At 61.4% G+C, this 12763-nt stretch carries 6 protein-coding genes; 5 read left to right on the top strand and 1 reads right to left on the bottom strand.

Going from position 1 to position 12763, the window contains the following annotated elements:
• Positions 1-25: 25 nt before the first annotated feature.
• The gene (locus ACZ5G6_RS17420; RefSeq protein WP_498686842.1) at positions 26-1225 is read right to left on the bottom strand and encodes an acetyl-CoA C-acetyltransferase; all 1200 of its coding nucleotides are present in this window, start codon (positions 1223-1225) and stop codon (positions 26-28) included.
• 439 nt (positions 1226-1664) lie between these two features.
• Between ACZ5G6_RS17420 and rpoB the strand changes: the two genes are divergently transcribed.
• The 5 genes from rpoB (at position 1665) to fusA (ending at position 12561) form a co-directional block, all read left to right on the top strand.
• Positions 1665-5171, top strand: coding sequence for a DNA-directed RNA polymerase subunit beta (rpoB, locus tag ACZ5G6_RS17415; protein WP_498686840.1), 3507 nt, complete (start codon positions 1665-1667; stop codon positions 5169-5171).
• Positions 5172-5275: 104 nt separating this feature from the next.
• Positions 5276-9175: a DNA-directed RNA polymerase subunit beta' gene (locus tag ACZ5G6_RS17410; RefSeq protein WP_223933987.1), complete on the top strand. Its 3900-nt coding sequence runs from the start codon at positions 5276-5278 to the stop codon at positions 9173-9175.
• A 355-nt stretch (positions 9176-9530) separates the two neighbouring features.
• Entirely contained in the window at positions 9531-9905 is a 375-nt protein-coding gene (rpsL, locus tag ACZ5G6_RS17405) for a 30S ribosomal protein S12 (protein WP_009358312.1), read from the top strand.
• A 1-nt stretch (position 9906) separates the two neighbouring features.
• Positions 9907-10377 (top strand): 30S ribosomal protein S7, encoded by a 471-nt coding sequence (gene rpsG, locus ACZ5G6_RS17400; protein ID WP_003803829.1) that lies wholly within the window; start codon positions 9907-9909, stop codon positions 10375-10377.
• Positions 10378-10446: 69 nt separating this feature from the next.
• Positions 10447-12561, top strand: coding sequence for an elongation factor G (gene fusA / locus ACZ5G6_RS17395; RefSeq protein ID WP_223933985.1), 2115 nt, complete (start codon positions 10447-10449; stop codon positions 12559-12561).
• The last annotated feature ends 202 nt before the right edge of the window (positions 12562-12763 follow it).

The raw sequence follows: 12763 nt of genomic DNA, 5'->3' as shown, positions 1-12763 counted from the left end.
GATCATCCATGCCAGGTCACACCCGTCAGTCGCGGTACAGCAGGAGGGCTTCACCCTGGCCGCCGCCGCCGCAAAGGGACACTGCGGCCTTGCCGGTTCCCCTGCGCCTGAGTTCGTGGGCCGCATGCAGGGCCAACCGGGCTCCGGAGGCGCCGATGGGGTGGCCGAGCGCGATCGCGCCGCCGTGGATGTTGCACTTCTCCAGCGGGTACCTCAGGTCCTTGAGTGATTGCACGGCAACGGAGCCGAAGGCCTCGTTGATCTCGATGAAGTCCAGGTCTTCGGCAGTCCATCCGGCCCGCTTCAATGCTTGCGAAATGGCGTTTGACGGCTGGGAGTGGAGCGAGTTGTCCGGGCCTGCGACTTGGCCGGCCTTGCCCACCACGGCCAGGTATTCCAAGCCGTTGTCTCTGGCAAAGCGGCGACTGGTCAGTACAAGTGCGGAGGCGCCGTCGGACAGGGGAGAGGAGTTGCCTGCGGTAATGGTGCCGTCGGTGGCGAAGGCGGCCTTCAAGGGGGCGAGGGTTTCCAAGGTCGTGTTCGGCCGGACGCCCTCGTCAGAGGTGAGGATGACCGGATCGCCCTTGCGCTGCTTCACGCTCACCGGAGCGATTTCGACGTCGAAAATTCCCTCGGCAATAGCGGCAGCGGCGCGCTGATGGGAAGCGGCAGCAACCTCGTCCTGCGCACGGCGGTCAATGCCAAGGGTCACGTTCTTGGTTTCCGTGGACAAGCCCATGGATTGGCCATCGAACGCATCCGTGAGTCCATCATGCGCAGCAACGTCCAACGCCTGGATTGCGCCGTACGTCCAACCCTGGCGCGAGCCGGGGAGGAGGTGTGGGGCACGGGTCATGGATTCCTGGCCGCCGGCCACAACCACGGTGGCGTCGCCGCTGCGGATCATCCGGGCGGCGTCGATTACGGCAGTCAGGCCGGAGAGGCAAACCTTGTTGATGGTGACGGCAGGGATGTTCCATCCAACACCTGCCGCGATGGCACTTTGCCGGGCAGGGTTCTGGCCAGCGCCTGCTTGCAGCACCTGTCCCATGATGACGGCGTCCACCTGTTCGGCTTTCACGCCGCTGGCAGCCAGGGCTGCTGCAATGGCATGGGCGCCAAGGTCGACGGCGGTGAACCCGGCAAGCTGCCCATTGAGCCGACCCTGTGGGGTACGGGAAGCAGCAAGGATGACAACGTCATTGTCGTCAGCGGAGTTGTTCATGGTCTCTCTTCCGATCCGTGGTGGTGTACCCAAGGCTACCGCGCGGCGTGCGCCAGCCTATTCTTTCCAACGCTCGTACGCATCGCTGGATTCCACGGCGGGGATTCCACATCGGATCTGGTCCCCTCGCCGGTCCATTGGCTCTGCATAGGTGCCTACAGCAACAGTGCTTGCATTCACGGACGATCTGGGGTAGACAGGAAGGCTACTTTGCCGTATCGTAGATATTTGCGTCTTCCCTGTTAACCTTCAGCCTTCATATAGCGGTGGGCTTTACCTCTCAGCTGCAACATTGACGTGCCGTTCACAACGTGCACTGCCTTTTGCAGACTGGGTCCGGGTCATATAGCGGAACCGGAATAAGTATGCTGCGGAGCACTCTGCATCATGCAAACGGGGGAGATCTGAAAACGCCTGAAGGTCTGTGGAAGGATCCCTCTTGGTCGCCTCGAGCACCTCTAATAACGAAACCGCTAACACGGCAAGCACCGATGGTGCCACTCGCCGCCTCTCATTCGCAAAGATTCACGAACCCCTTGATGTTCCGAATCTTCTCGCCCTGCAGACAGACAGCTTTGACTGGCTGGTCGGAAACGAACGCTGGCAGGCGCGGGTAGCGAAGGCTGTCGAGGAGGGCGACCTCAGCGTCGCCACCACCTCCGGACTTGCCGACATCTTCGAAGAGATCTCCCCCATCGAGGACTTCCAGGGCACTATGTCCCTGAGCTTCTCCGAGCCGGAGTTCGCTGATCCGAAGTACACCATGGCCGAATGCAAAGACCGTGACGCCACCTACTCGGCACCGCTGTATGTCAAGGCCGAGTTCATGAACAACAACACGGGCGAAATCAAGCAGCAGACCGTGTTCATGGGCGACTTCCCGCTGATGACTGAAAAGGGAACGTTCGTCGTCAACGGCACCGAGCGTGTCGTTGTCTCCCAGCTGGTCCGCTCTCCGGGCGCCTACTTCGAGCGCACCGCAGACAAGACCAGTGACAAGGACATCTTCACTGCGAAGATCATCCCGTCCCGCGGTGCATGGTTCGAACTCGAAATCGACAAGCGCGACCAGGTCGGCGTTCGCCTCGACCGCAAGCGCAAGCAGTCGGTCACCGTTCTGCTGAAGGCCCTCGGTTGGACCGAAGGCCAGATCCTGGAAGAGTTCGGCCAGTACGACTCCATGCGTGCAACGCTGGAGAAGGACGCCACCGAAACCCGCGAAGACGCGCTTCTGGACATCTACCGCAAGCTGCGTCCGGGCGAGCCGCCCACAGTCGAGGCTGCCCAGTCCCTGCTGGACAACCTGTACTTCAACGCCAAGCGCTATGACCTCGCCAAGGTTGGCCGTTACAAGATCAACCGCAAGCTCGGCATCGACCGCTCCCTTGGTGACAAGGAAGCTTCGGTCCTGCACGTTGAAGACATCGTGGCCATGATCAAGTTCCTCGTTGCGCTGCACGCCGGCGAGAAGACACTCATGGGCAAGCGCGATGGCGAAGACCACGAGCTCCGCGTCGAGATCGACGACATCGACCACTTCGGCAACCGTCGCATCCGCGCCGTTGGTGAACTGATCGAGAACCAGGTCCGCACCGGCCTTTCCCGCATGGAGCGTGTTGTTCGCGAACGCATGACCACGCAGGACGTCGAGGCCATCACGCCGCAGACACTGATCAACATCCGTCCCGTTGTGGCTGCGATCAAGGAGTTCTTCGGAACGTCCCAGCTCTCGCAGTTCATGGACCAGAACAACCCGCTTTCGGGCCTTACCCACAAGCGCCGCCTGTCGGCCCTTGGCCCGGGTGGTCTTTCCCGCGACCGCGCAGGCATGGAAGTTCGAGACGTCCACCCGTCCCACTACGGACGTATGTGCCCCATCGAAACGCCTGAAGGCCCGAACATTGGTCTGATCGGTTCGCTGGCTTCCTACGGCCGCATCAACCCGTTCGGTTTCATCGAGACGCCTTACCGCCTCGTTTCCAACGGTGTGGTCTCGGACGAGGTCCAGTACCTCACTGCCGACGACGAAGCTGAGGTCCTGATCGCCCAGGCCAACGCTCCGCTGGACGCTGACAAGAAGTTCTCGGAACAAACCGTCCTTGTCCGTGCCCGTGGTGGTGGAGGCGAGCCGGTCCTGGTTCCCGCTGCCGAAGTTCAGTTCATGGACGTTTCCCCGCGCCAGATGGTGTCCGTGGCAACTGCCCTGATCCCGTTCCTTGAGCATGACGATGCCAACCGTGCACTCATGGGTGCCAACATGCAGCGCCAGGCCGTGCCGCTGGTCCGTTCCGAGGCTCCTTTCGTGGGCACCGGCATGGAGCGCGCAGCAGCTGTCGACGCCGGTGACGTTGTCATCGCGAAGAAGGCAGGTGTGGTCACCGAGGTTTCAGCCGAACTGGTTGTCATGATCAACGACGACGGCACCGAGACCAACTACCGCATCAACAAGTTCGCCCGTTCCAACCAGGGCAACTGCTACAACCACCGCGTTCTGGTCAACGAAGGCCAGCGCCTGGAAGTCGGTGGCATCATTGCCGACGGTCCCGCAACGGACCAGGGTGAACTGGCCCTCGGTAAGAACCTCCTCGTGGCATTCATGTCCTGGGAAGGCCACAACTTTGAGGACGCCATCATCCTGTCCCAGCGCATTGTTGCTGAGGACGTTCTTTCCTCCATCCACATCGAGGAGCACGAGATCGATGCCCGCGACACCAAGCTTGGTGCCGAGGAAATCACCCGTGACATCCCCAACGTGTCCGAGGAAGTCCTGGCAGGCCTGGACGAGCGCGGCATCATCCACATCGGTGCCGAGGTTGAAGCCGGCGACATCCTGGTCGGAAAGGTCACCCCTAAGGGTGAAACCGAACTGACCCCGGAAGAGCGCCTTCTCCGCGCGATCTTCGGTGAGAAGTCCCGCGAAGTCCGCGACACCTCCCTGAAGGTGCCCCACGGCGAGTCCGGTACGGTCATCGGCGTCCGCGTCTTCGACCGCGACAACGACGACGAACTGCCCCCGGGCGTGAACCAGCTGGTCCGCGTCTACGTGGCTGCCAAGCGCAAGATCACCGACGGCGACAAGCTCGCCGGCCGTCACGGCAACAAGGGTGTTATCTCCAAGATCCTCCCGATCGAGGACATGCCCTTCCTTGCAGACGGTACCCCGGTTGATATCGTCCTGAACCCGCTTGGTGTTCCGGGTCGAATGAACGTTGGCCAGGTCCTGGAGACCCACCTCGGTTGGGTTGCCAAGACCGGTTGGAAGATCGAAGGCGAGCCGGAGTGGGTCAAGAACCTGCCGAACCTGCCCCGTGAAACCGGCCAGACCACCGTTGCCACACCGGTGTTCGATGGCGCCCGCGAAGAAGAAATCACGGGCCTGCTTGACTCCACCAACGTGACCCGCGACGGCGACCGCCTGATCGACTCCTCCGGCAAGACCCGTCTGTTCGATGGCCGCTCCGGCGAGCCGTTCCCGGACCCGATCTCCGTCGGTTACATGTACATCCTGAAGCTCCACCACCTGGTGGACGACAAGATCCACGCGCGTTCCACCGGCCCGTACTCCATGATCACGCAGCAGCCGCTGGGTGGTAAGGCACAGTTCGGTGGCCAGCGCTTCGGTGAAATGGAAGTGTGGGCGCTCGAAGCTTACGGTGCCGCTTACACGCTTCAGGAACTCCTCACGATCAAGTCGGATGACATCCATGGTCGCGTGAAGGTCTACGAAGCCATCGTCAAGGGCGAGAACATCCCTGAGCCTGGCGTTCCCGAGTCCTTCAAGGTCTTGATCAAGGAAATGCAGTCGTTGTGCCTGAACGTGGAAGTTCTTTCCACCGATGGAACCACGATCGAAATGCGTGACTCTGATGACGCAGTCTTCACGGCTGCGGAAGAACTGGGCATCGATCTGTCTCGTGCAGAGCCCAGTTCCGTAGAAGAGGTCTAGTAGCCGTTCCGGTGGGCAGCAGTACCTAACTGCCCACCGGGACAGCTCCCTCTTCCCGTAACCAAGACTTCAGAATTTAGAGAACAAGAGAGAACAGGGACCATATGTCCAGCGAATCCTCCTTCGGCCTCATGCAGATCGGCCTCGCCACCGCGGAAGACATCCGTGGCTGGTCTTACGGTGAGGTCAAGAAGCCGGAAACCATCAACTACCGCACCCTCAAGCCTGAGAAGGACGGTCTTTTCTGCGAGAAGATCTTCGGTCCTTCCCGCGACTGGGAATGCTACTGCGGCAAGTACAAGCGCGTCCGCTTCAAGGGCATCATCTGTGAGCGTTGTGGCGTTGAAGTCACCCGCGCCAAGGTGCGCCGTGAGCGCATGGGCCACATCGAACTGGCTGCGCCTGTAACCCACATCTGGTACTTCAAGGGCGTTCCCTCGCGCTTGGGCTACCTGTTGGACCTGGCTCCGAAGGACCTTGAGAAGGTCATCTACTTCGCTGCCTACATGATCACCAGCGTTGACACGGAAAACCGCCACGCTGAACTGCCGAACCTCCAGGTCGAGCACGACCTCGAGAAGAAGCAGCTCGTGGACAACCGCGACAGCGACATCGCCACGATCGCCCGCGACCTTGAAGACGAGCTTGCCCGCCTTGAAGGTGAAGGTGCCAAGGCTGCCGACAAGAAGAAGGCCCGCGACTCCGCAGACCGCCAGATGGCGAACGTCCGCAAGCGTGCCGACGCCGATATCGAGCGCCTTGAGCAGGTCTGGGACCGCTTCAAGAACCTCAAGGTCGCTGACCTCGAGGGTGATGAGGGCCTTTACCGCGAACTGCGTGACCGTTACGGCATGTACTTCGAAGGTTCCATGGGTGCCGAGGCCATCAAGAAGCGTCTTGAGACCTTTGACATGCAGGCTGAGGCCGAATCACTGCGCGACACCATCCAGAACGGCAAGGGCCAGCGCAAGACGCGTGCCCTGAAGCGCCTGAAGGTTGTCAACGCATTCCTGACCACCAACAACAGCCCGCTCGGCATGGTTCTGGACGCCGTCCCGGTGATCCCGCCGGAACTGCGCCCGATGGTCCAGCTGGATGGTGGCCGCTTCGCGACCTCCGACCTCAACGACCTCTACCGCCGTGTGATCAACCGCAACAACCGACTCAAGCGACTGCTTGACCTCGGTGCACCGGAGATCATCGTCAACAATGAGAAGCGCATGCTTCAGGAAGCTGTTGACAGCCTCTTCGACAACGGCCGTCGTGGCCGCCCCGTCACGGGTCCGGGCAACCGTCCGCTGAAGTCCCTGAGCGACATGCTCAAGGGCAAGCAGGGTCGTTTCCGCCAGAACCTGCTCGGCAAGCGCGTCGACTACTCCGGCCGTTCGGTCATCGTCGTTGGCCCGCAGCTGAAGCTGCACCAGTGTGGTCTGCCCAAGCAGATGGCCCTGGAGCTCTTCAAGCCGTTCGTGATGAAGCGCCTGGTTGACCTCAACCACGCCCAGAACATCAAGTCGGCAAAGCGCATGGTCGAGCGCTACCGTCCGCAGGTTTGGGACGTGCTGGAAGAGATCATCACCGAACACCCGGTGCTGCTCAACCGTGCACCTACCCTTCACCGCCTCGGCATCCAGGCCTTCGAACCGCAGCTTGTGGAAGGCAAGGCAATCCAGCTTCACCCGCTGGTTTGTGGCGCCTTCAACGCTGACTTCGACGGCGACCAGATGGCAGTGCACCTGCCGCTGAGCCCGGAAGCCCAGGCCGAAGCCCGCATCCTGATGCTGTCCTCGAACAACATCCTGAAGCCGTCCGATGGCCGCCCGGTCACCCTGCCTTCGCAGGATATGATCATCGGCCTGTACCACCTGACCACCAAGCGCGTCGGCTCTGCCGGCGAAGGCCGTATCTTCTCCTCGGTTTCGGAAGCCATCATGGCGTACGACGCCCGTGATCTGCACCTGAATTCCCAGGTCAAGATCCGTCTGGACAACTTCGTGCCTTATGCCGGTTGGGAAGCTCCGGAAGGTTGGGAGCCGGGCCAGCCGGCCCTCGTCCAGACCTCCCTGGGCCAGGTCATCTTCAACCAGACGCTGCCCGAGGATTACCCGTGGGTTGAGGCTGTTGCCGACAAGGGCGAGCTGTCCCGGATCGTCAACGACCTCGCCGAGCGCTACCCGAAGGTTGTCACGGCTGCCACGCTGGACAACCTGAAGGATGCCGGTTTCTACTGGGCAACCCGCTCGGGTGTCACGGTGGCTATCTCCGACATCGAGGTGCCTACGTCCAAGCCCGCCATCCTGGCTGGTTACGAGAATATGGCTGCCAAGATCCAGGGCCAGTACGACAAGGGCCTGATCGACGACGACGAGCGTCGCCAGGAACTGATCGAGATCTGGAACAAGGCCACCAACGAGATCGCCCAGGCGATGCGCGACAGCCTGTCCCCGATGAACACCATCAACCGCATGGTGTCCTCCGGTGCACGTGGTAACTGGATGCAGGTCCGCCAGATCGCGGGTATCCGTGGTCTTGTGGCCAACCCGAAGGGTGAGATCATCCCTCGCCCGATCAAGTCCTCCTACCGCGAGGGCCTGTCGGTGTTGGAATACTTCATCGCCACGCACGGTGCCCGTAAGGGTCTGGCCGATACCGCTCTTCGTACCGCCAACTCGGGTTACCTGACCCGTCGTCTGGTGGACGTTTCGCAGGACGTCATCGTCCGCGAAGAGGACTGTGGTACCGAGCGCGGCCTGGTCACCCCGATCGCCGTGCCGGATTCCAACGGTGAGCTCGTCCTGGACGAGAACGTCGAGAACAGCGCCTACGCACGTACGCTGGCTGTCGACGTCGTCGACGCCCAGGGCAACGTCCTGGCTGCCGGCGGAACCGACTGCGGCGACGTCGTCATCGACCAGTTGCTGGCTGCTGGTATCACTGAGGTCAAGGTCCGTTCCGTACTCACCTGTGAGTCCAAGGTCGGCACTTGTGCGCTCTGCTATGGCCGTTCGCTGGCCACCGGCAAGACCGTTGACATCGGCGAGGCCGTGGGCATCATCGCCGCACAGTCCATCGGTGAGCCCGGTACCCAGCTGACCATGCGTACGTTCCACACCGGTGGTGCTGTTTCTGCCGGTGGTGGCGACGACATCACCCAGGGTCTGCCCCGTATCCAGGAGCTCTTCGAAGCCCGTACTCCGAAGGGTGTTGCACCGATTGCTGAAGCAGCCGGCCGCATCACCATCGAAGAGTCCGAGCGCCAGATGCGCCTGGTCATCACTCCGGACGATGGTTCCGAAGAGATTGCCTACCCGGTGCTGCGCCGTTCACGTCTCCTCATCGAGGATGGCGAGCACGTCAGCGTCGGCCAGAAACTGATCAACGGTCCGGTGGACCCGAAGCAGGTTCTGCGCATCATGGGTCCCCGTGCCGCACAGAAGTTCCTTGTGGACGAGGTCCAGGGCGTTTACCGCAGCCAGGGTATTGGTATCCACGACAAGCACGTCGAGGTTATCGTCCGCCAGATGCTGCGCCGCGTGACCGTCATCGAATCCGGCGACTCCGACCTGCTCCCTGGTGAGCTTGCAGAGCGCTCCCGCTTCGAAGACGAGAACCGCCGCGTGGTGTCTGAGGGCAAGGCCCCGGCCTCGGGCCGCCCGGAACTCATGGGTATCACCAAGGCGTCCCTGGCAACCGAGTCCTGGCTGTCGGCCGCTTCCTTCCAGGAAACCACCCGCGTCCTCACGCAGGCGGCCATGGAAGGCAAGAGCGATCCCCTGCTCGGCCTCAAGGAGAACGTCATCATCGGTAAGCTCATCCCGGCCGGTACGGGTCTGCCCCGTTACACGGAGGTCACGGTTGAGCCGACTGAGGAAGCAAAGGCAAGCCTGTTCACGGGCCCCAGCGCTTTCACCGATTTCTCCTATGACGCCCTGGGCGGCGACGGTGCTCCCGAGTTCCACGCCATCCCGCTGGACGACTACGATCTCGGCAACGACTTCCGCTGAAACCAGCAGTAGTCAATAGTTGACGGACTGGCCCCGCACTCTTGAGTGCGGGGCCAGTCCCGTTAACCGCACCGCCATACACCCGATTAAGGCCTTAGATCAAGCCGTGCTAGAATTTTGGTAATTGTTCTGTGTGGCAGTGGATGAAGGCCGCCGCAGCATCATTTTGGTTTTGTTCTCATGGTGCTGGGTGGAGCCTGTTTCCGGGTTGCGGGCAACATGCGCAACGAATGCCGCACTTTTGCACGCCTACCGGATGTTTCGGCCGGCCGCATGAGCAACGCCAAAGTTTCCACGTTTACACTGGCTGGCGCCTGTGTGTGGGGGCAGAGATCAAACAACGGAGAACACGAAAGTGCCTACGATTAACCAGCTGGTCCGCAAGGGCCGCACGCCTAAGGTCTCCAAGACCAAGGCTCCCGCGCTGAAGGGTAGCCCGATGCGCCGCGGTGTTTGCACCCGCGTTTACACCACCACCCCCAAGAAGCCGAACTCGGCTCTGCGTAAGGTGGCACGTGTGCGCCTCAACGGTGGCGTTGAAGTTACCGCTTACATCCCCGGCGTTGGCCACAACCTCCAGGAGCACTCCATCGTGCTCGTCCGTGGTGGTCGTGTGAAGGACCTTCCGGGTGTCCGCTACAAGATCGTCCGCGGCGCACTCGACACCCAGGGTGTCAAGAACCGCAAGCAGGCCCGCAGCCGTTACGGCGCAAAGATGGAGAAGAAGTAATATGCCTCGCAAGGGTCCGGCCCCGAAGCGGCCGCTAGTTTCCGATCCCGTTTACGGCTCCCCGTTGGTCACGCAGCTGATCAACAAGGTCCTGGTTGACGGCAAGAAGTCCACCGCAGAGCGCATCGTTTACGGTGCCCTCGAAGGTGCACGCGCCAAGTCCGGCGGCGACCCCGTTGCCGCCCTCAAGAAGGCCATGGACAACGTCAAGCCTTCCCTCGAGGTGCGTTCCCGCCGTGTTGGTGGCGCCACCTACCAGGTTCCGGTTGAGGTCAAGCCGGGTCGTTCCACCGCCCTCGCCCTGCGTTGGCTGGTGGGCTACTCCAAGGCCCGCCGCGAGAAGACCATGACCGAGCGCCTCCAGAACGAAATCCTGGATGCCTCCAACGGTCTGGGTGCCGCTGTCAAGCGTCGCGAAGACACCCACAAGATGGCCGAGTCCAACAAGGCCTTCGCACACTACCGCTGGTAAAACCTCCCGGGCGCCGTCGGCTCAACCGAGCCGGCGGCGAACGTGTAGTCCATCCGAAAGGGAGACCCCGTGGCACAGGACGTGCTTACCGACCTTAACAAGGTCCGCAATATCGGCATCATGGCCCACATCGATGCCGGCAAGACCACCACTACCGAGCGCATCCTGTTCTACACGGGTGTGAACCACAAGATCGGCGAGACGCACGACGGCGCCTCGACGACCGACTGGATGGAACAGGAAAAGGAACGCGGCATCACCATCACGTCTGCCGCCGTGACTTGCTTCTGGAACCAGAACCAGATCAACATCATCGACACCCCGGGCCACGTGGACTTCACGGTTGAGGTTGAGCGTTCCCTGCGCGTCCTCGACGGTGCTGTCGCTGTGTTCGACGGCAAGGAAGGCGTGGAGCCGCAGTCCGAGACTGTTTGGCGCCAGGCTGACAAGTACAACGTTCCGCGTATCTGCTTCGTCAACAAGATGGACAAGCTGGGTGCGGACTTCTACTTCACCGTTGACACCATCATTTCCCGCCTTGGTGCCAAGCCGCTGGTCATGCAGCTGCCGATCGGCGCTGAGAACGACTTCATCGGCGTGGTTGACCTCCTCGAAATGCGTGCCCTGGTTTGGCCTGGCGACGCAAAGGGTGACGTCACCATGGGCGCTTCCTACGAAGTGCAGGCAATTCCGGCGGACCTCCAGGCCAAGGCTGAAGAGTACCGCGCACAGCTCGTAGAGACCGTTGCGGAAGCATCCGAAGAGCTCATGGAGAAGTACCTCGAAGGTGAAGAACTCACCCTGGAGGAACTGAAGGCCGGCATCCGCAAGATGACCATCAACTCCGAGCTCTACCCCGTGTTCTGTGGCTCTGCCTTCAAGAACCGCGGCGTACAGCCGATGCTTGACGCTGTTGTTGACTACCTGCCGAACCCGCTCGACGTCCCGGCGATGATCGGTCACGATCCCCGCGACGAAGAGAAGGAACTCACCCGCAAGCCGTCTGCAGACGAGCCGTTCTCGGCCCTCGCCTTCAAGATTGCTGCGCACCCGTTCTTCGGTCAGCTGACCTTCATCCGCGTGTACTCCGGTCACGTTGAGGCCGGCGCCCAGGTGGTCAATTCCACCAAGGGTAAGAAGGAACGCATCGGCAAGCTGTTCCAGATGCACGCCAACAAGGAAATGCCCGTCGAGGGCGCTACCGCCGGCCACATCTACGCAGCCATCGGTCTGAAGGACACCACCACGGGTGACACCCTGTGTGATGCCAACAACCAGATCGTCCTCGAGTCCATGAGCTTCCCGGAGCCCGTGATCTCGGTTGCCATCGAGCCCAACACCAAGGGTGACCAGGAGAAGCTCTCCACGGCCATCCAGAAGCTCTCGGCTGAGGACCCGACCTTCCAGGTCTCCCTCAACGAAGACACGGGCCAGACCATCATCGCCGGCATGGGCGAGCTCCACCTGGACATCCTGGTGGACCGCATGCGCCGCGAATTCAAGGTTGAGGCAAACGTTGGCAAGCCGCAGGTTGCTTACCGCGAAACCATCAAGCGCGCTGTAGAGCGTCATGACTACACGCACAAGAAGCAGACCGGTGGTTCCGGTCAGTTCGCAAAGATCCAGATCGCGATCGAGCCGATGGACACCTCTTCCGGCGAGCTGTACGAGTTCGAGAACAAGGTCACTGGTGGCCGCGTTCCGCGCGAATACATCCCGTCTGTTGATGCTGGTATCCAGGATGCGCTGAACGACGGCGTCCTGGCCGGCTACCCGGTTGTTGGCATCAAGGCCACGCTGATCGATGGCGCGTCCCACGATGTTGACTCCTCGGAAATGGCGTTCAAGATCGCCGGCCGTATGGCTTTCAAGGAAGCTGCACGCAAGGCGAACCCTGTTCTGCTCGAACCGCTGATGGATGTTGAGGTCCGCACACCTGAGGAATACATGGGTGATGTTATTGGTGACCTGAACGCCCGCCGTGGCCAGATGCAGTCCATGGAGGACGCAGCAGGTGTGAAGGTTATCCGTGCACACGTTCCGCTGTCCGGCATGTTCGGTTACATTGGCGACCTCCGTTCCAAGACGCAGGGTCGTGCCGTGTACTCCATGACGTTCAACAGCTACGCGGAGGTCCCCAAGGCTGTAGCCGACGAGATCATCCAGAAAACCCGCGGCGAGTAATCTCCCGGTAACGGATGCAATTCCGATTCCGGGAAGGCATCTCAGCGTGTGAGGCGGGGCTGCGGCGAAAGCCGCGGCCCGGCCCCCTGCGCGAACAGGCTCTAGGAACTAATATTGGTTCCTGAATCTGCAATTTCACCAAAACCAAGCCCCCAAGTAGACTTGCTAAAGTTTCTGCCGCGAAAAGCGCGGCCGAGGAGCA

The organism is Arthrobacter sp. TmtSoilC51 (assembly GCF_055388015.1).
The sequence above is the reverse complement of the archived record's forward strand: the minus strand, read 5'-3'. Positions and strand labels throughout refer to the sequence as shown.

Coding starts and splice junctions, on each gene's coding strand:
- ACZ5G6_RS17420 (WP_498686842.1), bottom strand. CDS start 1,225: ATGAACAACTCCGCTGACGACAATGACGTTGTCATCCTTGCTGCTTCC.
- ACZ5G6_RS17410 (WP_223933987.1), top strand. CDS start 5,276: ATGTCCAGCGAATCCTCCTTCGGCCTCATGCAGATCGGCCTCGCCACC.
- rpsG (WP_003803829.1), top strand. CDS start 9,907: ATGCCTCGCAAGGGTCCGGCCCCGAAGCGGCCGCTAGTTTCCGATCCC.